The 19399-nt window shown below is 49.0% G+C and carries 17 protein-coding genes and 3 tRNA genes; 6 read left to right on the plus strand and 14 right to left on the minus strand.

The annotated features are described in order from the left end of the window. Window positions 1-97: 97 nt before the first annotated feature. The 3 genes from HC229_RS10000 to HC229_RS10010 form a co-directional block, all read right to left on the minus strand. A tRNA-Leu gene (locus tag HC229_RS10000) sits at window positions 98-179 on the minus strand. A 39-nt stretch (window positions 180-218) separates the two neighbouring features. Next, window positions 219-291, minus strand: a tRNA-Lys gene (locus HC229_RS10005). 31 nt (window positions 292-322) lie between these two features. Then, window positions 323-395: transfer RNA gene (locus tag HC229_RS10010), tRNA-Lys, on the minus strand. A gap of 127 nt (window positions 396-522) precedes the next feature. Between HC229_RS10010 and HC229_RS10015 the strand changes: the two genes are divergently transcribed. Further along, entirely contained in the window at window positions 523-1041 is a 519-nt protein-coding gene (locus HC229_RS10015; protein ID WP_191020343.1) for a shikimate kinase, read from the plus strand. On the opposite strand, the gene HC229_RS10020 is transcribed toward HC229_RS10015, so the two are convergent. Further along, the gene (locus HC229_RS10020) at window positions 1033-1530 is read right to left on the minus strand and encodes a phosphoribosyltransferase family protein (RefSeq protein WP_191020344.1); all 498 of its coding nucleotides are present in this window, start codon (window positions 1528-1530) and stop codon (window positions 1033-1035) included. The two genes, HC229_RS10015 and HC229_RS10020, sit on opposite strands and share 9 nt — an antisense overlap. A 116-nt stretch (window positions 1531-1646) precedes the next feature. Continuing rightward, window positions 1647-2021 (minus strand): RNA-binding S4 domain-containing protein, encoded by a 375-nt coding sequence (locus HC229_RS10025; protein WP_191020345.1) that lies wholly within the window; start codon window positions 2019-2021, stop codon window positions 1647-1649. A gap of 76 nt (window positions 2022-2097) precedes the next feature. Here HC229_RS10025 and HC229_RS10030 point away from each other — a divergent pair, with 76 nt between their 5' ends. Beyond that, window positions 2098-3282, plus strand: coding sequence for an FKBP-type peptidyl-prolyl cis-trans isomerase (locus HC229_RS10030; RefSeq protein ID WP_191020346.1), 1185 nt, complete (start codon window positions 2098-2100; stop codon window positions 3280-3282). 69 nt (window positions 3283-3351) lie between these two features. Here HC229_RS10030 and HC229_RS10035 read toward each other — a convergent pair whose 3' ends face one another. The 4 genes from HC229_RS10035 to HC229_RS10050 form a co-directional block, all read right to left on the minus strand. Continuing rightward, on the minus strand, window positions 3352-4305 hold the full coding sequence (locus tag HC229_RS10035; protein WP_191020347.1) for a transketolase family protein: 954 nt from the start codon (window positions 4303-4305) through the stop codon (window positions 3352-3354). A 73-nt stretch (window positions 4306-4378) separates the two neighbouring features. Next, the gene (locus HC229_RS10040) at window positions 4379-5230 is read right to left on the minus strand and encodes a transketolase (RefSeq protein WP_191020348.1); all 852 of its coding nucleotides are present in this window, start codon (window positions 5228-5230) and stop codon (window positions 4379-4381) included. 196 nt (window positions 5231-5426) lie between these two features. After that, window positions 5427-5942: a hypothetical protein gene (locus tag HC229_RS10045; RefSeq protein WP_191020349.1), complete on the minus strand. Its 516-nt coding sequence runs from the start codon at window positions 5940-5942 to the stop codon at window positions 5427-5429. A gap of 113 nt (window positions 5943-6055) precedes the next feature. Then, entirely contained in the window at window positions 6056-7318 is a 1263-nt protein-coding gene (locus HC229_RS10050; protein ID WP_191020350.1) for an asparagine synthetase B, read from the minus strand. A 115-nt stretch (window positions 7319-7433) separates the two neighbouring features. On the opposite strand from HC229_RS10050, the gene HC229_RS10055 reads away from it, so the two are divergent. Further along, the gene (locus HC229_RS10055) at window positions 7434-9131 is read left to right on the plus strand and encodes a sensor histidine kinase (RefSeq protein ID WP_191020351.1); all 1698 of its coding nucleotides are present in this window, start codon (window positions 7434-7436) and stop codon (window positions 9129-9131) included. A 244-nt stretch (window positions 9132-9375) separates the two neighbouring features. Here HC229_RS10055 and dnaB read toward each other — a convergent pair whose 3' ends face one another. Together dnaB and HC229_RS10065 are read right to left on the minus strand one after the other, a co-directional pair. Beyond that, on the minus strand, window positions 9376-10923 hold the full coding sequence (gene dnaB / locus HC229_RS10060) for a replicative DNA helicase (protein ID WP_191020352.1): 1548 nt from the start codon (window positions 10921-10923) through the stop codon (window positions 9376-9378). A gap of 142 nt (window positions 10924-11065) precedes the next feature. After that, on the minus strand, window positions 11066-12019 hold the full coding sequence (locus HC229_RS10065; protein WP_191020353.1) for an acetyl-CoA carboxylase carboxyltransferase subunit alpha: 954 nt from the start codon (window positions 12017-12019) through the stop codon (window positions 11066-11068). Between the two features lie 208 nt (window positions 12020-12227). Here HC229_RS10065 and HC229_RS10070 point away from each other — a divergent pair, with 208 nt between their 5' ends. Further along, entirely contained in the window at window positions 12228-13142 is a 915-nt protein-coding gene (locus HC229_RS10070; RefSeq protein ID WP_191020354.1) for an alpha/beta fold hydrolase, read from the plus strand. Window positions 13143-13300: 158 nt separating this feature from the next. Here the strand turns inward: HC229_RS10070 and HC229_RS10075 are convergent, their stop codons facing one another. From HC229_RS10075 to tgt, 3 genes are read right to left on the minus strand one after another with little or no spacing between them, the layout of a single operon-like run. Beyond that, entirely contained in the window at window positions 13301-14197 is an 897-nt protein-coding gene (locus HC229_RS10075) for a DMT family transporter (protein ID WP_191020355.1), read from the minus strand. Beyond that, the gene (locus HC229_RS10080) at window positions 14184-15269 is read right to left on the minus strand and encodes an LptF/LptG family permease (RefSeq protein WP_191020356.1); all 1086 of its coding nucleotides are present in this window, start codon (window positions 15267-15269) and stop codon (window positions 14184-14186) included. The genes HC229_RS10075 and HC229_RS10080 overlap by 14 nt, the downstream gene beginning before the upstream one ends. Window positions 15270-15320: 51 nt before the next feature. Continuing rightward, entirely contained in the window at window positions 15321-16451 is a 1131-nt protein-coding gene (gene tgt, locus HC229_RS10085; protein WP_191020357.1) for a tRNA guanosine(34) transglycosylase Tgt, read from the minus strand. 514 nt (window positions 16452-16965) lie between these two features. Between tgt and HC229_RS10090 the strand changes: the two genes are divergently transcribed. Continuing rightward, the gene (locus HC229_RS10090) at window positions 16966-18378 is read left to right on the plus strand and encodes a glycoside hydrolase family 30 protein (protein ID WP_191020358.1); all 1413 of its coding nucleotides are present in this window, start codon (window positions 16966-16968) and stop codon (window positions 18376-18378) included. After that, window positions 18378-19322, plus strand: a complete 945-nt coding sequence (locus tag HC229_RS16605; RefSeq protein WP_332871642.1) for a VOC family protein — start codon at window positions 18378-18380, stop codon at window positions 19320-19322. Before HC229_RS10090 ends, HC229_RS16605 begins: the two co-directional genes overlap by 1 nt. Window positions 19323-19399: the final 77 nt, after the last annotated feature.

Below are 19399 nucleotides of genomic sequence, written 5' to 3' on the forward strand. Positions count from 1 at the left end.
GCATCCCTCAAAGCTCCGCTTTGAGAATGAATAATCCCATAAAAAAAAGCCTCAAGCAGAGCTTGGGCTTTTTTTTATGGGATTATTCATCCATTCGTGACCTCGATGGGATTCGAACCCATACGCCTTTCAGCACCACCCCCTCAAGATGGCAAGTCTACCAGTTTCTCCACGAGGCCTTCAACAAAAAAAAGTCAAACGACAGGCGTTCGACTTTGTGACCCGACTGGGGCTCGAACCCAGGACCCCAACATTAAAAGTGTTGTGCTCTACCAACTGAGCTATCGAGTCAATGCCTGAAGAAATGTTTTTTAGGTCTTTGTGACCCGACTGGGGCTCGAACCCAGGACCCCAACATTAAAAGTGTTGTGCTCTACCAACTGAGCTATCGAGTCGTTAACATTTCTTCAATGCGGGTGCAAATATACAGTCTTAAAATTAAATTTTCAAATCGAATTTTATTTTAAATTTACCTTTTTTTAAAACAGACTCTTAACGCCCTATTTATAAGGGTTTTGGCAAATGAAAAAAGTGCTGCTTTGCGGATACATGGGATCCGGCAAATCCACGATCGGCAAAAAAATAGCCCAAATGACTGGGCTGCCGTTCCGCGACCTGGATGATATTGTCGAACAAATGACAGGAATGCCGATATCGCAACTTTTCAAACAAAAAGGGGAGTTATACTTCAGGAAGATTGAGCACGAAGCGTTCAAATCTGCAATGGAGTCACACGAAAGTTTTGTCTTGTCGCTCGGGGGAGGCACTCCGGCCTACGCGAACAATCATCTGATGCTAAACGGCGAAAACGTCGTATCGTTCTACCTTCGGGCTTGTGTAGAAACGTTATTCGAAAGGCTAAAAGGCGAGAGCGAAAATCGTCCGCTGATCGCGGGAAAAGCGAATGGCGAAATGAAAGAGCATATCGCCAAGAACCTGTTCGACCGATCGTATTATTACAACCAGTCTTCTCATGCGATAGCAATTGACGGCAAATCAGTAGCGGAAGTGGCCCGGGAAATCCTCCAAAAATTAACTTAGATAAGCCGAATTCGCATTTTCCTTAAACACGACCTTAACGTGTTCCATCAGTCCGGTTGAAAGTGAAATACCTTTGAAATCTGCTTTGACGGGATATTTTTTATGATTGCGATCTACAAGGACGGCAGTTTTGAACTTTTTGAGCGGGACGTCAAGAAAATGCCGGACGCCGTAAATCAGCGTCGTCCCGGAATTTAGGACGTCATCGACCAACACCAGGCCTTTGTTGGCATATTCGTCGGGCGCCAAAGACGTCCTGATTGCCGAATCCGGGTTATTTTTGTCGATCTTGACTTCACACAACAAAGTCCTGAGGTCGGAAACCTCGTTGAGCGCATCGACGAGTTTCTGCGCGAATACAAAGCCGTTTGAGGCAATCCCGGCAATCACGATTTCTTCTTCGTCAATAAACGTTTCGTAGATCTGATAGGCGATTCGTTTGATTTTGTGCTCGATCTCTTCCGAATTCAGGATGACGTTCTTAGGCATGAGGTGTTGTTTTGCAGCGGCAATTTACGGTAATAAGTCGAAAGTCGAAAGCAGAAGTCGATGGACGAATCCCGAAACTTCAAACATTAAACTTTAAACTTCAAACTTCTAACAAACTATTGCCCGGCGTCTTTTCCGTAATCATCCAGGTCGCGCCGGTCTTTTTTGGTCGGACGTCCTTCTCCGGTCTTGCGGTAATGTTCCTTGGAAAGCCGTATCATTTCAAGGTGGGCAAAAGATTCGGCCGGTGTCTCGTCTTTGCGGTAGATATCGACAAGTTTCGCCCCGACACGACTCAGCGGTAAGTCGAGCACGGAGACGATATGCGTGATCTGGTCTTTCCGGAATGTGATCTTGTCGCCCGGGAACACTTCCTTAGACGGCTTGGCCACGTTTCCGTTAACGGTGATATGGTTCTTCTTGGCCGCTTCGGTAACCATGTTCCGCGTCTTGTAATAGCGCACGCACCAAAGGAATTTGTCTATTCTCATAATTGTAAAAAGGGCGTTAAAGTACTCACAAAAATAAATCAATATTGTATCTTGCGGGCTTTAAAAAACTGCAAATATGAAAAAGAATTTTGCTCTTATGTCCCTGTTGGCATTGGCACTTATGCTTGTGAACTGCCGACGCGATGACGACATCGGGCCAACCAAAGCACGCGACTATACCGATCAATATGCCAAGGATCTTGCCGACATTGAGCAATTCCTAAAAACCCATCGTTATACGGTAATCAACAATCCCGGCCAGCAAAACGACCAGGACGTGACCTTTCACGCCGTGCAGGATGGAGACCCACGCGCCATATGGTTCAGTGACTCGTTGGAGACCCGAACGGTAAAAACGTATCGCAACCAGGATAAGGATATCGACTACAAAATGTATTTCCTGAGGTTGAGGACAGGCGGAGGCGCGTTGAACGACAAGCCATCCCCAACGAATACCGATGAAATTTTGGCGTCCTACACAGGAAAATACCTTTTCCATCTTTCTACAGTAGTGGATGGAACTCCGGTCGATTCCCTAAAGTATTTTGAGTTCGAATCCAACCCATTTCCTCAGGCCAATCTCGATCTTCAGCAAACGATTAAAGGCTGGGGCGAAATTTTTCCGCAATTCAAAGGCGGCGATGCTACTCAGATTGATGGCCAGCCGACAACTTATGGCAATTTTGGAGCAGGAGTAATGTTCATCCCTTCCGCACTAGGATACTACAACCAGGCATTGGGTTCGATCCCAGCGTATGCTCCGTTGATCTTTACATTCAAATTGTATAGTGTTACGCGTACCGATACGGATGGAGACGGCATTCCGAATTATCTGGAAGACCTCGACAATGACGGTTATATGTACATCATTCTCAACGAGGATGGAACGGGAGATCCGCGTCCTGACGACATAGATGGGGACGGTGCGCCGAATTACCTCGACCAGGATGACGACGGCGACAATGTTTTGACTATTGAAGAGCTCAGAAGGCCTCAGGTTGAAATCAGTCCCGGAGTATACGATTACACGAAATATTATTACAAGTTCAACGGAGCTGCGGTCGATGATCCCAACACGCCTTACGACGACAGGCTTGGCGCGCCGAGATGCCTCAATGGCCCAACTGACTCCCAGTGTAACGCGACCGGTTCATTCGAAGATTTCACGGAGCCGACCCGACTGCGCAATTACCTCGATCCCAACTGCACGAAAGTGAACAGATGGGTATCGGCCGGCCAGACACCCGCGCCTTGCAATTGACGTAAAGTGTTTCCATAAAAAAATCCCGTTCCAACCGAACGGGATTTTTATTTTGTGACTATCTGAAAATTACTTTCGGGAAATCGCTTTTTCAGATGCGGACACTATCGCCGACGCATTGAGTTTGTACTTTTCCATCAACTGATCAGGCGTTCCGGATTCACCGAAACTGTCGAACACCGCAACGAATTCCTGGGGCGCCGGATTGTTCAAGGCCAGTACGCGGGAAACGCTTTCGCCAAGTCCGCCAAGGATGTTGTGTTCTTCTGCTGTTACGATGCAACCTGTCTTTTTCAAGGAATTTAGGATCGCATTTTCATCAAGCGGTTTTATCGTGTGGATATTGATCACTTCCGCCGAAATTCCTTTTGCTTCCAAAGCTTCGGCTGCCAAAAGCGCTTCCCAGACCAGATGGCCCGTGGCGACGATGGTGACATCTGTTCCTTCGTTTAACAAGATGGCTTTCCCGATTTCGAACTTCTCGTCAGCCGGTGTGAAATTGGGCACGACCGGACGTCCGAAACGCAGGTAAACCGGGCCGTGGTGCTCAGCGATCGCCATTGTAGCAGCTTTTGTCTGATTATAGTCGCACGTATTGATAACGGTCATGCCCGGAAGCATTTTCATCAATCCGATGTCTTCGAGGATTTGGTGGGTTGCCCCGTCTTCGCCCAGCGTCAATCCCGCATGCGACGCACAAATCTTGACGTTCTTATTAGAATAAGCTACCGATTGGCGAATCTGGTCGTAGACGCGCCCTGTAGAAAAGTTCGCGAAAGTTCCAGTGAATGGAATTTTCCCGCCTATCGTCAGTCCAGCGGCAATCCCGATCATGTTCGCCTCGGCTATCCCGATCTGGAAAAAGCGGTCCGGATGGTTCTTTTTGAAATCGTCCATTTTGAGCGACCCGATCAGGTCGGCGCAAAGGGCAACTACATTTTCATTGGTTTGGCCAAGTTCGGTAAGGCCGGCCCCGAATCCGGAACGCGTGTCTTTACTACCTGTATTTTCGTATTTTTTCATGTTTGATAAGCAAATTAGCAAATTGTCGTATAGGGGAATGGAAGTAACCAAGCGCGTACCCGACAATCCAATTTTAATAGTCAGATTCGTCTTCGCTGTAGTTTTGCAACAAAGCGGTCTCCAATTGGGCATCGTTAGGCGCTTTCCCGTGCCAGGCGTGAGTGTGCATCATAAAATCGACGCCGTGTCCCATTTCGGTGTGCAGCAGAACGCAAATCGGCTTTCCTTGTCCCGTCCTGGATTTTGCGTCGGTAAGCCCTGCTATAATCGCTTCGACATTGTTTCCGGCTGCGATCTCGACTACCTCCCATCCGAAAGCGATGAATTTGGCACTGAGGCTGCCCATGTTCAGCACTTCGTCTGTAGGCCCGTCTATTTGCTGCCTGTTCAGGTCTACTGTTGCGATAAGATTGTCAACCTTTTTGGCCGCCGCATACATGATCGCTTCCCAATTTTGGCCTTCCTGCAACTCTCCGTCACCGTGAAGGCTGAATATCAAATGATTGTCGTTGTTGAGCTTTTTGGCTTGGGCGGCTCCAATGGCAACAGACAATCCCTGACCCAACGATCCTGAGGCGACGCGAACTCCGGGCAGGCCTTCGTGAGTTGTCGGATGACCCTGAAGTCGGGAATTGATGTGGCGGAACGTCTTGAGTTCCTCAACCGGAAAATAGCCGCTTCGAGCCAAAACACTGTAGAAAACAGGTGAAATGTGTCCGTTCGACAGGAAAAAAAGATCCTCACCGATACCATCCATATCGAAACCTTCCTTGCGATCCATGATGTTTTGGTAAAGCGTGACGAGAAATTCGGTGCATCCTAAAGATCCGCCGGGATGTCCCGAGTTTACCGCATGCACCATACGCAGGATGTCGCGACGAACCTGGACGGCTAAAGCGTTTAACTGTTGTGTGTTACGTTTCATTAAATTGGTTTTATTAAACTGACCCAAAGATAGGCTAATTCGCGATAGGCAACCGATAAGTCCGAGCCAAAAATTAGCTCCAAAGCTGTCCGGTCGAAGTAAGTTTTAAGTGAAATTTTTGCAGCTGTGTTTATTTTCCGATCGCTGCCGGGCAGAGATTATCCAAAACGCCAAGTGTCAATCGCCCAATCTTGGATCAAGAGGCATTGTTTTTTAGCTTTTTGTATTCCCGGATCAAGTCCTTGAGTTGCCTGTTGGACGACACATCAATTTCCTTGTCCGACAGATAATGCCTGAATTTGTAATGGCTGGTGTACTTTTTTGAGGCGATTTCCTGGTTGATCGCGCTTAGTTCGGCTCTCAGGATCTTCTTTTCGCTTTCCAAGATCTGCAACATCCTGAATTTGTCTTTCAGCACTATCCTGAACGTCGTCGTATTGAATGGAATCGAATTCAACAGCTGCATTTGCTTCTTGGATTTCGCATCGAGCGTGTCTATGAGTTTTATGGCGATATTTTCCATTTCTTTTCTCGACAACGCGTCCATGTCGTCCGGAAGCAGGGATTCACGCGCCTTTGCATTTTCAACCGGCTTGGGTTTTGCCTGATCGCGCGCCGATTTTGGAGTTGACCCGGAATCGATGTAACCACTTCCAAAGCATTTTTCGCATTTCGGGTTCAAGCCTTCGCAAGGGCAAATTTCGACAGTCATAATCAGGTATTTTGGTTAGCCGCGCCAAAAAAAGGCACAGCGGATTTCTATATCGTGAACAGCGAAAAAATCGCGGTTGCATCAGCGGAAATGGAAATGTAACGTTAGGTGAATCAGGTTTTTTGCTTTTTCTTGCGCGCGGCAGGGAACAAGACGTTGTTGAGAATCAGGCGGTAACCGGGCGAAGTGGGATGAAGGTCTAGAACGGTTGGCTCGTCTCCGACGCGGTGCTGGTAGTCCTCGGGATCGTGTCCGCCGTAAAACGTGAACATGCCCTTGCCTTTTTGTCCGTGGATATAGCGCGCTTCCCCATTGACCTGGTTTTCGCCCAGGACAAGGATGTTGGATTTTACAAGACTGCGTTCAAACGACGTGCTCTGGCCCATGAAACCCTTGACCAGTTGGGTGTGGTTTTGGCAAAGCATGCTGGGCACGACATCCCATTTGGCAGAAAATTCCATCAAAGTAAAATAGTCCTTCTCAAACGGGATGCGGCGCTTTTCTGTCATGTCGATATCGGAAAACTCATAGCGCTCCGGACGCCTTTCGAGCGTAAAATCCTTAAAGGCGAAACTGCGGGAATAATCGAGTTTGGATTGGTAATTGGGTTCGCTCGCGTCTCCATCGAACATGGCCTCGCAAATGTCGACGCCTTCCGCCGAAAGGGCGATGTCGAAACTGTCGGTTGCCGAACACATGGCGAACATAAACCCGCCACCGATTACAAAATCCCTTACTTTCTTGGCGACGGCAAGCTTTTCCTGAGACACTTTCTCAAAGCCAAGCTTTTTGGCGAGCGCTTCCGCATTGCGCTTTTCTTCGATATACCAAGGCGCGTTGCGGTACATGCCGTAGAATTTTCCGTATTGTCCGGTAAAATCTTCGTGGTGCAGGTGAAGCCAGTCGTAAAGCAATAGCTGGTCGGACATCACTTCTTCGTCATAGACTTCAACGTACGGAATTTCCGCAAATTTAAGCACCAACGTCACCGCGTCGTCCCACGGTTGCTTGCCCTTGGGTGTGTAAACCGCGATTTTCGGCGCTTTCTCAAGCACGACGGTTTCCATGTTCTGGGAAGGGCTTGAAATTTCGTCGAGTATCGAATTGGCCTGGGAATCGGAAAGTATTTCGAAACTGACGCCGCGAATCTGGCATTCTTTACGGATTTCCGGGGCGTCCGGCAATAGAAACGAACCGCCGCGATAATTGAGCAACCAACTCGCCTTGAACTGCTTGTCGAGCGCCCAATAGGTTATGCCGTAAGCTTTCAGGTGATTTTGCTGTGTGGTCTCATCCATCGGAAGCAGGATGAAGTTCGCGTTGGCAACCGTGGAAAAGGTCAGAAAAACAAGTGCGATAAGCTTCCTCAAAAACATTGTATCCATTTTGGGTAAAGATAAACGTTAATCCTTGAAAAATAGTTCGCTACAATTTAAAAATTCGCTAATTATGCAGCCGCAAACATCGACCCCAAATCTGATGAGACGTTTTATGATACTGTGCTTCGGCCTGTTAGCCGTCGCGCAACTCCGTGCACAAACGTCCGATTTCGTTGCCACCAACAATCGGATACAGCAGCTTATTTACGACAACAAATACAACGAGGCACAAGCCGCGATTTACGCGCTGCTCAAAAATCCCAAATGCGACAAGCGGCAACAAATGGTGCTTTACGTCTTTCTCAGCGACATCAAGCGCATATTGGTTTCGCAGGATGAAGGCATGAAATATGCGCGCAAAGCCCTGGCCATAACGTTTACCGACGAAGTCACTGGAGGTCGCGCGCGGGCGTTGGCCTACCATGTGATCGCAAATATCTTTTATGAAAAAAAGCAATACGATTCCGCTTACTGGTACGCGACGAATTCCACCAAGATGGCCGAAAAACACAGCGATCCCAGGCGGCTGTTCAACACCAGGTTGTCGAATTTGCCGATAATCGGATATTACTACCTGCACAACAATCGCTTCGAAGATGCCGAAAAGACATTGCTCGAGGCCAACCGGATGTTCAGGCTGCAAGGATCGGAATGTGAAATCCCGCTGCAATTGCTCAAGCTGGCAGACCTTGAGGCTAAAAGGGACAATCTCGGAAAAGCGGAAAAATATGCGCTCGAAGCGCAGAGCATGGCCGACAGTTGCTCCGTATCGAATTACGTATTGGCGGCTTATTCCAAGCTTATCGATATTTACAAGCTTCAGAACAACGCCTCCAAAATGCTCGGTTATGTGAATCGTCGCGACAGTCTCAACCAGGTCAAGAATCTCGACTTACAGCGACAGAATGCCGAGGTCATCGAAGCCCGTCACAATGCATTGGTCAGTAAGCAGGAGAGTGAATTGTCCAAGATAGAGGCAAAGGCGCAGGAAAGCCGCAGCAATTTGCTTTCCTGGATCGTAGTGGTTTCAGCATTGTTGCTCATTCTTTCGGTGCTTACCGTGCATCGGCTCAAGCAAAAAAACCGTGTCATCTCGCGGCAAAAGAACGAGGTCGACCGTCTTAACTTGTTGAACCGCAAGATTTTTTCGGTGGTTTCACACGATTTTAAAGGGCCGCTCCACAATCTCCAGGGAATCATCGCGCTTGTCGAAGACGGCCATCTCGACGCCGAGACGTTCAAGGATGTCGCCACCGCAATCGGGAAACAAACTTCCCAGGCCAATCTTGTGCTTGAGAATTTGCTCAACTGGGCAAAATCCGAGTTTGGAAACCGAACAGGGGAAGAAGCCGAAAGCGCATCTCCGTTGCTGGTTTCGGACGAGATCATCGGTCAGCTAAAAACGGTCGCCGCCGAAAAAAAGCTGCTGATCGAAAACCACATTCCGGACACGCTCAACCTCAATATCCAACCCGATAAATTGCGTATCGTGTACCGCAATCTCGTCAACAATGCCATCAAATACAGTTTTGACAATGGGCGCGTCACGTTGGGTTATGATCCGGTCAAGGACTGCTTGTTCGTAAGGGACGAAGGCGTCGGGATTCAATCCGACACACTGGAAAAATTGTTCGCGAACAGCGTCGCCTCTGGTAAGGGAACGAACCTGGAAAGCGGTTACGGCATCGGGCTACAGATCACTGCCGAGCTCATCCGTCAGGCAGGCGGAAAGATTGCTGCGAGGAACAATCCTGAGAGAGGAGCCGCGGTTTATTTCCACATTCCCACGGCTTTTGAGAGAAGTGCTTAGTCGATTGGGCAATTAGCGAATTAGTCAATTAGCGAATTAGCGAATTAGCGAATTAGTCAATTAGCGAGTTAGTCAATTAGTCGATTAGTCAATTAGCGAATTAGCGAATTGGTAAGTGGATGGAAGATCGTCGAAAACGCCTCCACCGTAATTTTCTAAGATTATCGAATTTACCGAGGTGTCCGATGAACTTGAGCCGGATGTTTTCAAGCGAACCGTTGCGGTGCTTGGCGATGATGAACCGTTAGAACGGAACGTCGCTGTCGTCGTCGAAATTGTTTGCGCTGCTGCCGAAAGCTTCATTCGGCGACGGTAGCGAACGAGGCGAAAACGGCATGTCGTCATGGTTCATTTTGGATGGAAGATCGTCGAAAACGCCTCCACCGTAATTTTCCAGGTTGTCAAATTTACCGAGGTGTCCGATGAACTTGAGTCGGATGTTTTCAAGCGAACCGTTACGGTGCTTGGCGATGATGAACTCGGCCTGGCCTTCGGTCGGTGAGTGTTCGTCGTCATCCCATTCGTCTATTTTGTAGTATTCAGGACGGTAAATGAACGACACGATATCGGCATCCTGCTCGATCGCGCCCGATTCACGAAGGTCAGACAACAACGGACGCTTGCTCGAACCACGCGTTTCGACGGCACGCGACAACTGCGACAGTGCGATAACGGGAACGTTCAATTCCTTTGCAAGTGCCTTGAGATTACGCGAGATCGTCGAGATTTCCTGTTCGCGGTTTCCACCGCCTTTGCCAGATCCTCCTGCCGTCATGAGCTGGAGGTAATCGACGATGATGAGTTTGATTCCATATTGGGAGGACAACCGTCGGCACTTGGCGCGCAAATCGAATATGGACAGGGAAGGCGTGTCGTCTATGAACAACGGCGCTTTTTCAAGATCCTTTACTTTTGTCGACAACTGTTCCCATTCGTGTTTTTCGAGTTTTCCGGTTCGTAGCTTTTCGGACGACAATCCCGTTTCGGATGAAATCAGACGCGTGATCAGCTGAACCGACGACATCTCGAGCGAGAACAACGCGACGGGCTGGTTGAAGTCGATGGCCATATTGCGCGCCATCGACAAAACGAATGCCGTCTTACCCATACCCGGACGTGCCGCGATGATGATCAGGTCACTCGGTTGCCAACCCGATGTGATCTCGTCCAGCTTTTCGAAACCTGTCGCCACACCACTAAGTCCTTCGCGTCCGGCAATCTCTTCAATGCGCTTTTTAGCTTGTAACACCAAGCTTTGCGCCGTTTCGGACGAGCGCTTGATGTTTCCCTGGGTGACCTCGTATAATCGGGATTCGGCTTTGTCGAGCAGATCGAAAACGTCGGTGGTCTCATCGTAACATTCCTCAATGAGCTCGGCCGAAATCCGGATCAGGCTGCGCTGGATGAACTTTTGGAGAATGATACGCGAGTGGAATTCGATGTGGGCCGAAGACGAAATCTTCTGCGTAAGCTGGATCAGGTAGAAATCCCCGCCGGCGAGATCGAGTTTTCCGCTTTTTTTTAGCTGGGCGGAAACCGTGAGCAGGTCGATCGGTTGGGAATCCGTAAACAACTGGAAAATCGCCTCGAAGATGTGTTTGTGGGCATCTTTGTAGAAAGCGTCGGCAGCGAGGATGTCGATCACCTCGTCAACACCTTTCTTGTCGATCATCATAGCGCCCAAAACCGCTTCCTCAAGTTCCGTTGCCTGAGGCGGCAGCTTGCCTTTCTCAAGACTTATTATGGCCGATTTGTCCACCTTTACGGGACTTATACTCCTGAAATTTTCCATCAAGCGAAAGTAAACTAATTTTAAAAAAATCGTAACCGGAGTTTTACCGATACGAATGTTGATAACCTGTGTTTCTAGTGTTTATAAAGCAAAAAAAATCCGAAACCACAGGGCTTCGGATTCATTATCGATTTGGAATCGATTATTCCTTGAATTCGCCCATTTTGCTGTATTTGTCCATTCTTCTGGTTACCAACTTGTCTGTTGATAAATCCTTGAGCTCGTTAAAACCTTTGAGGATGTATTGCTCTACATTCCGGAATGCCGTTTCGCGGTCGAAATGAGCGCCTCCGAGTGGCTCCGGGATCACGTCGTCGACGAGTTTTTGTTTTTTCATGTCCGTCGAGGTCAGTTTCAACGCTTCGGCAGCCTGTTCTTTATAATCCCAGCTTTTCCAAAGGATGGACGAACAGGATTCCGGCGATATAACCGAATACCAGGTGTTTTCCATCATGTACACTTTGTCGCCGACGCCAATTCCGAGTGCTCCACCCGAAGCTCCTTCACCGACGATCACCGCGATTACGGGAACTTTGAGACGGATCATTTCGAGAATGTTGCGCGCGATGGCTTCACCTTGTCCGCGTTCTTCGGCTTCCAGTCCTGGATAGGCTCCCGGCGTGTCGATGAACGAAACTACGGGAATCCCAAATTTCTCGGCCATTTTCATCAGCCGCAGCGCCTTTCGGTAGCCTTCGGGATTCGCCATGCCGAAATTGCGGTATTGGCGCGTTTTGGTGTTGTATCCTTTTTGCTGTCCGATGATCATGAACGATTGACCGCCGATCTTGCCAAGACCGCCAATCATCGCCTTATCGTCCTTAAACGCGCGGTCGCCGAACAGTTCGAGGAAGGTTTCCCCGCAAAGGGCGCGCACATAATCCATCGTGTACGGACGGTTAGGATGGCGCGATAGCTGGACACGTTGCCAGGCCGTAAGGTTTTTGTATATCTTCTTTTTGGTTTCTTCTAGCTTCTTTTCGATTTGCTTGCAGGTGTCGGTCACGTCTACGTTCGATTCCTGTCCGATGATCTGGCATTTGTCAAGCTGGTCTTCAAGCTCCTTTATAGGAAGCTCAAAATCTAAATATTCCATCTGAAGGGATTTTAGTTTAGTTGAACCGCAAAGATAGGGAGATTCTTTGATTGTTGATTTGTCGATTTGCCGATTTGTTGATTTTGAAATCGAGTTGGGAAACCTCAGCGGTTCTCAAAACCTTTGAGGTTTGGCAGGCGCACGCACACAGACCTAACGCATCACGACTGAACAATTTTTCCGCTATATTTGATGCAAACTCCTCGTCATGAAATATTTACTGTTTGTAGCAAGCTTCTTTTTCGTTGCGGTTGCCCATGCCCAAACACACGATTCCATCGTACTCAAGGACGCCGTCTTACATTATTATACGTATGGGAAAGGAAAACCCGTGATCATCCTCAGCGGAGGCCCGGGCGTCGCTTCCGGACAGGAGGACGACCTCGCCAGGGAAATCGGCAAGAAACACCAAGCCGTGCTTTTCGACCAAAGGGGAACGGGAAAATCCTGGACGAAACCCATGAATAAAAAGACGATCAACCTTGACGTCGCGATCGAAGACATCGACCTGTTGCGCCAAAAGCTCAAACAGGACAAAATTGCGATTTCCGGGCATTCCTGGGGCGCCATGCTTGCGAGCGCTTACGCGGACAAGTATCCGGATCGCGTCCAAAGCCTGATCCTGATCGGGGCGGGCGAGATCGACATGGCGTTTTCTCCAGTGGTAAGCCAAAATATCCGCGCAAGACGACAGCTTTCGGATTCGACGGAAATACAATATTGGCGCGATCCCAAAAACGCCAAACGCGAACCTGAAAGAGCGGCCGCCTTCAGGAAACGACTGGCTTGGAAGTCGTTCACGTTTGACCAGTCCAAACTCGAGAAAGTGCTCGAACAGGCCGGTCATGGCAGCTATTCGGAAGAAATGGGCGATTTGATGTGGGACGATCTTCTGGATCGTAAATTCAACGTATCGAAATCACTTGCCCAAAAATACAAGAATCCGGCTTTGGTGATTTTCGGATGGCAGGATCCGGTGGGCTCGATTACCGTGGGTATGTTTGAGAAGGCGATCCCGCACGCGCAGATACACGGGATCAACAAATGCGGGCATATGCCGTCTGTGGAGCAGCCCGAAGAATTCTTTGGGGCCGTGATGGCTTTTTTGGACAACAATCTCTAGTTCCCGCTTCCGTTAAGGATGGAAGCGGTCAGCCTTTTGCCGGCAAACGCTGGATTTTTGGCTTTTTGGCACGCGACCGGCGGAAGCGATGCGAAATAGCTCAAAAACCGCGTTTGGCTAAAAAGCTGGAAGCGGACAGCCTGGCCGAAGGCAACGGCCTAGGAATCAAGCTGTTTTTTGTTGTCGGACCTGTTCTTGACAATCGAATTGAGTACGACCACGCCAATGATCACGGCGGCCCCGAAATAAAATCCGGTGCTCATGCGCTCGTTCTCCCCAATGAGGAACCACGCGAGCACGATGCCGTAAACCGGCTCGAGGTTCGTCGTAAGCATGACCGTGTAAGGTGTAAGCCGGCGCATTACCTCGACCGAAGCCGTAAAGGCATAAGCTGTGCAAACCGAGGCGAGCAGCAGGATCAGTGCCCAATCGTATCCCGACAGGACAAAGAATTCAGCCGAGTAGCCTCCGGTAAGCAACAGGTAAATCGCCACGAACCCGAACCCGGTCAGGAACTCATACAATGTGATGACTTTCGGGTCGTATTCGAGCGTGAGCTTTCCGTTGATGAGCGTGAACATCACACCGAAAAACACCGAGATCAGCGCGAGTACCATTCCGTTGAAGTGCTGGAATTCCACGTTGAGGATCAGGCTTAATGCCCCGATGATGACGAGTCCGAACAGAATTTCGTACCACAGCATCTTTCTATTGTAAAACAGCGGCTCGAAAACGGCGGCGAAAAACGCGCCCATGGAAAACATCGCCAGCGTAATTGAAACGTTGGAAACCTTTATCGCGGTGAAAAACAAAATCCAGTGGATGGCGATGAGCAACCCGACGAAAGTAAGTTTCAGCAGGACTTTGCGCGGCAGCTTCATCGAGGTTTTGGTCAATGCGAGCCATGCGAACAAAAATCCCGATGCCAGCAACATGCGATACCACACGAGCTGCGTCCCGTTGATCGAAATGAGGCCGCCGAGCACGCCCGTGAATCCCCAAATGAAAACGATGAGGTGTAAGAGGAGATAGCTTTTTAGTTTACCGTTTGGCATTGCGCAACAAATAAACGGCTAAGATACCGAAAAGGGCATTCGGGAGCCAGACGGCCAGAAACGGCGGAATGCTCGACTTTTCGGCCAATGTCCCGAAGATCTTGTCGAAAAAGACGAACGTGAACGCGATCCCGATCCCGATGGCGAGGTTCATTCCCATTCCGCCGCGTCGCTTCATGGCCGAAACGGAGACGGCGATGATCGTCAGGATAAAGGCGGAAACCGGCAAACTGTATTTTTTGTACAGCACGACCAGATAGGTGTCGATATTGCCCGACCCGCGCTTGCGTTCCTTTTCGATAAAATCGTTGAGTTCGCCTAACGTCAAGGTCTCGGCCACGTAAACGGTTGGCGTGAGGTCTTCGAGCTCGAACGGAAAAACCGTGTCTTTTTTGGTCTCGGATACGATCTTGTCGTTCAAAGGCCCGACCGAGCGTCGCGTGTAATTGTAAAGCGTGTATTTCTTGGATTTTTCGTTGAATTTGATGCGGCTTGCGGTTATCTTGAACTGCAATTTTTTTTGCTTGTCGAATTTTTCGAGCGTAAAATTAAAGCCCATTTTGGAGCTTTGGTTGTAATTGGTCACATGGATGAACACGTCGTCGTTGATCTGGCGGAAGACATCTGAAGTTTTGCGCATCTTTTCCTTTCCGCCTCCTTTGAGATATTGGTATCGGAAATCATTGAAACCTTGGCTGGCTTTCGGGACAATAAAAAATCCGGCCAGCAAAACCACAAGCGAAACGATCGTCGCACCGACAATATAAGGCCGTAAAAAACGCGTGAACGAAATCCCGGAACTCAGGATGGCGATGATCTCTGTATTGTTGGCAAGTTTGGACGTGAACCAGATTACCGATAGAAAGAGGAATATCGGAAACAGCAAATTCGCGAAATAGATCGTAAAATTCAGGTAATACAACGCGATCTCCACGAATGGGATCTTGTTTTCTATCATCTTGTTGACCTTTTCGGAAACGTCGATCACGATCCCGATCGGGATGAACATCAGCAACATCACCGAGAACGTGGCGAGATAGCGTTTGAGGATGTAGAGGTCGATGATTTTCATAACTGGGTATGTCTTAAGACGTAAGCTAAACGAACAAAATCAGGTGGCAAATCACAAACGTTTATCCATCTGCTTCACCATCATTTCCTTCCACTGCCTGAAATCTCCCGCTAATATATGTTTTCTGGCTTCACGCACCAACCACATGTAAAACCCGAGGTTGTGGATTGTCGCGATTTGTTTGCCTAAATATTCGTCCGCGACGAAAAGATGGCGCAGATAGGCTTTCGTGTATTCGCGATCCACGAATGTCGTCCCGTTCTCGTCAATCGGGGAAAAATCGTCGGCCCATTTGAGGTTCTTGATGTTGATGGTTCCATGAGCCGTAAACAACATGCCGTTCCTGGCGTTTCGCGTCGGCATCACGCAGTCGAACATGTCGATGCCGAGCGCGATGTTTTCCAGGATGTTGATCGGTGTCCCGACGCCCATCAGATAACGCGGCTTGTCTTCCGGAAGAATTTCGGTGACAACCTCGGTCATCGCGTACATTTCCTCGGCAGGCTCGCCCACGGAAAGTCCTCCGATGGCATTCCCGACCTGGTTCGAATTGGCAATATATTCCGCCGACTGCCTGCGCAGGTCTTTGTAAGTACTTCCTTGTACGATTGGGAAAAAAGCCTGGTCGTAACCGTATTTCACGGGCGTTTTCCCCAGGTGGCTGATGCAGCGGTCGAGCCAGCGGTGGGTCATGTGCATCGAACGTTGGGCGTAACGGTAATCGCAAGGATAAGGCGTACACTCGTCAAAGGCCATAATGATGTCGGCTCCTATCGTGCGTTGGATTTCCATGACGTTCTCAGGCGTGAAAACGTGGTAGGAACCATCGATATGGGACTTAAATTTTACACCTTCTTCCTTGATCTTCCGGTTTGCAGATAACGAATAGACTTGGTAGCCGCCGGAATCCGTAAGGATATTTCTGTCCCAACCCATGAATTTGTGCAAACCACCCGCTTTTTCAAGGATGTGGGTTTGGGGCCGCAAATATAGATGGTAGGTGTTCCCGAGGATGATGTCAGGATTGATCTCTTCCTTGAGCTCGCGCTGATGCACGCCCTTCACCGACGCCACCGTGCCGACGGGCATAAAAATAGGAGTCTCGATGACGCCGTGATCTGTTGTGATTTTGCCCGCTCTCGCCTTGGTTTGCGGGTCTTTTTGTATAAGGTCGAATGTCATGTCAGGCAATTGTCGCGCAAATATAGTTTTTTGGGATTTCGGCATCGGCGAATTCAAGTTTTATTTAACAATCACCACTTTCACGTCCGGCGACGTGCGACATTGATTTTCAACCGGAGTTGATGGGACAGCATCCATTTGGGATCAACGGGACCGGCATAAAAATCAAAGCCGCTCCTAACGGCAGCATTTATGTCTCCTACACGCATTTAAAAGTTAAAGTTGGAAATTTTTCAAAAACACTGTAACAAATCGCAAAGCCGATCTTCTTTAAAGAACAATCATCAAGCGCAGCCGACCTTTTTGGAACGCAGCGGAAAAAAATCAGCCAATCGAAGTCATCAATCAATCCAATCACTCACCAATCGCAAAGTTTTATCCCGTCTCATCAACGGGATTTTTTTTGGCGGTGACGCAGTGCGACGGGCTTCGAAAAAAAAATGCCTCCAAATGCCTCCAAATGCGTAACTTCGAAAAATGGGAATTGCGAATCCCGAAATCAAAAAAACCAGACATGAATTTTGTAAAAACAACGACAATTGCGGCGTTCGTGCTATGTTCGGCTATGACGCAGGCACAAAAAAAACAGCAATCGAACGTAACCTCCTGGCTTACCAAAGGCGACAAATCCGTATTGTTCCAGAAGCAGCCGGATTTTAATTTCGTCGCGGCCTCAGGCATGGGCAACCGCAACGGTATTACGATAGACGCCAGCCAGAAATACCAGGAAATAGACGGGTTTGGCTATTGCCTTACCGGCGGCAGCGCCCAATTGCTTACCGCCATGGAGCCCGAATACCAGGCAGAGATCCTAAAAGACCTTTTTTCTACAGATGGCAATGCGATCGGCATCAGCTACCTGCGCCTGAGCATAGGTGCTTCAGATCTCGACGACCGCGTTTTTTCGTATAACGATCTTCCGGCAGGACAAACCGATCCGAAGCTCGAAAAGTTCAGCCTCGAACACGACAAGCGAACAGGTTTGATCCCGATCCTCAAAAAGATCCTGGCGATCAATCCGAAAATCAAGATCATGGGTTCGCCTTGGTCGGCACCCGTCTGGATGAAAGACAATGGCGACACCCGCGGCGGTAGCCTAAAAAAGGAATGGTACGGCGCTTACGCGGATTATTTCGTGAAATATATCCAAGGCATGAAAGCTGAGGGCATCATCATCGACGCCGTCACGATCCAAAACGAACCGCTGCATCCCGGCAACAATCCGAGCATGTACATGGAAGCCAGAGACCAGGCGGTATTCGTTCGCGATTTCCTGGGTCCGGCATTCCAAAAAGCGGCGATCAAGACCAAAATCATCGTCTACGACCACAATTGCGACAAACCGGAATATCCGATTGAAATCCTCAACGATCCCCAAGCCAAGAAATTCGTCGACGGGTCCGCTTTCCATCTTTACGGAGGCACGATCGATGCGATGAGCAAAGTACACGATGCCCATCCGGACAAGCATATTTATTTTACCGAGCAATGGACGGGCGGTCCCGGCGATTTCCCCAACGACCTCAAATGGAACGTTGAACACCTGTTGGTCGGCGCTACCCAAAACTGGGCGAAAACCGTGTTGCAATGGAATCTGGCGTCAGACCCGAATTACGATCCCCACACCGATCGCGGCGGTTGTACAAGCTGCATGGGCGCCGTTACGATAGCAGGGTCGAAGTACGTCAAAAACGTCGCGTATTATCACATGGCACACGCATCCAAATTCGTACGGCCGGGATCGAAGCGCATCAAGACGTCGGCAGTCGAAGGCCTTCCCAACGTAGGATTTTTAACACCTGACGGAAAAGTCGTCCTGGTTGTGGTCAACACATCAAAAGAATCCAAAAAGTTTTCGGTCAACCACAATGCGATGAGTTTTGTAGGAAAACTTGGGGCAGGCGAGGTCATTACCTACATCTTCTGATGCGGTTGCGCGTCGCCCGACATGCCAAAAATTTAAGCCCGATGCTCGGTTTTTACACCGAAGTCATCGGGCTTCGCGTTTTGGGCCAATTCAAGCAGCACGGCGCCTATAGCGGAGTTTTTTTGGGATGGCCAGACTCAGATTGGGAATTGGAGTTTACCATATCGGACGAGGCACCCAAACATATTTCGGATGAAGACGACCTGTTTGCGTTTTATTTCGATACGCAGTCTGAAATCGACGCGATCGTAAAACGTGCGTTGGGCGACGGCGTGCTTCCTGTACAGGCGAAAAATCCGTATTGGAACGCGAACGCGACGGTTTTGCCCGATCCGGAAGGTTTTTTGGTTGCGCTGGCGTTGCGCTCCCCATTGCTGACATCGGACGGGAAATTTTCCAAAATGGCCACATCACTTGGTTTGCACGATTGGAACTCGGTTGTGGAGCACGTCCGGAAACTTCCGTATGGCAGAAATGAAAACCGTTATGAGTTTGGCTTGGTGTTATCTGAAGGCAAGGGAAGCTGCAGTTCCAAACATGCGTTGCTCAAATCGATCGCCAACGAAAATAGGATAAACGTCGGGTTGATGCTCGGGATTTACAAAATGAATCGCGTCAATACAATAGGAATTGGCGACACACTTGAAGCATCGGGTTTGGAATTCATTCCCGAAGCGCATTGTTACTTGGTTATCGACGGGCATCGCTTCGATTTTACGGATCCGCAGTCGGACGTAGGCGCGATATTGCCCGACATTCTTTGCGAAATGCCCATCGAACCTGACCAGGTCGCGGATTATAAGATCAAAATTCACAAAGACTTTATTCGGACGTGGATCGCATCCGAAAAAATTCCGCTTGATTTCGAAGCGGTTTGGAAGCTCAGGGAAAAATGTATTTCGCGACTTTCAGGAGAACCCGAAACACACGGGCCGCCAAGATAGTTCCGGTTCGGGATTTGTTGGGTTTTTTTGCCGCGCCAATTCTGCAAACAAACAGCTGTCACGAATGTTTCATTACA

This window comes from Flavobacterium selenitireducens (assembly GCF_014748335.1).
GTDB lineage: Bacteria > Bacteroidota > Bacteroidia > Flavobacteriales > Flavobacteriaceae > Flavobacterium > Flavobacterium selenitireducens.

Bases quoted from the DNA above. Each gene is read 5' to 3' on its own strand.
- HC229_RS10015 (WP_191020343.1), top strand. From the start codon at position 523: ATGAAAAAAGTGCTGCTTTGCGGATACATGGGATCCGGCAAATCCACG.
- HC229_RS10020 (WP_191020344.1), bottom strand. From the start codon at position 1,530: ATGCCTAAGAACGTCATCCTGAATTCGGAAGAGATCGAGCACAAAATC.
- HC229_RS10025 (WP_191020345.1), bottom strand. From the start codon at position 2,021: ATGAGAATAGACAAATTCCTTTGGTGCGTGCGCTATTACAAGACGCGG.
- HC229_RS10030 (WP_191020346.1), top strand. From the start codon at position 2,098: ATGAAAAAGAATTTTGCTCTTATGTCCCTGTTGGCATTGGCACTTATG.
- HC229_RS10035 (WP_191020347.1), bottom strand. From the start codon at position 4,305: ATGAAAAAATACGAAAATACAGGTAGTAAAGACACGCGTTCCGGATTC.
- HC229_RS10040 (WP_191020348.1), bottom strand. From the start codon at position 5,230: ATGAAACGTAACACACAACAGTTAAACGCTTTAGCCGTCCAGGTTCGT.
- HC229_RS10045 (WP_191020349.1), bottom strand. From the start codon at position 5,942: ATGACTGTCGAAATTTGCCCTTGCGAAGGCTTGAACCCGAAATGCGAA.
- HC229_RS10050 (WP_191020350.1), bottom strand. From the start codon at position 7,318: ATGTTTTTGAGGAAGCTTATCGCACTTGTTTTTCTGACCTTTTCCACG.
- HC229_RS10055 (WP_191020351.1), top strand. From the start codon at position 7,434: ATGATACTGTGCTTCGGCCTGTTAGCCGTCGCGCAACTCCGTGCACAA.
- dnaB (WP_191020352.1), bottom strand. From the start codon at position 10,923: ATGGAAAATTTCAGGAGTATAAGTCCCGTAAAGGTGGACAAATCGGCC.
- HC229_RS10065 (WP_191020353.1), bottom strand. From the start codon at position 12,019: ATGGAATATTTAGATTTTGAGCTTCCTATAAAGGAGCTTGAAGACCAG.
- HC229_RS10070 (WP_191020354.1), top strand. From the start codon at position 12,228: ATGAAATATTTACTGTTTGTAGCAAGCTTCTTTTTCGTTGCGGTTGCC.
- HC229_RS10075 (WP_191020355.1), bottom strand. From the start codon at position 14,197: ATGCCAAACGGTAAACTAAAAAGCTATCTCCTCTTACACCTCATCGTT.
- HC229_RS10080 (WP_191020356.1), bottom strand. From the start codon at position 15,269: ATGAAAATCATCGACCTCTACATCCTCAAACGCTATCTCGCCACGTTC.
- tgt (WP_191020357.1), bottom strand. From the start codon at position 16,451: ATGACATTCGACCTTATACAAAAAGACCCGCAAACCAAGGCGAGAGCG.
- HC229_RS10090 (WP_191020358.1), top strand. From the start codon at position 16,966: ATGAATTTTGTAAAAACAACGACAATTGCGGCGTTCGTGCTATGTTCG.
- HC229_RS16605 (WP_332871642.1), top strand. From the start codon at position 18,378: ATGCGGTTGCGCGTCGCCCGACATGCCAAAAATTTAAGCCCGATGCTC.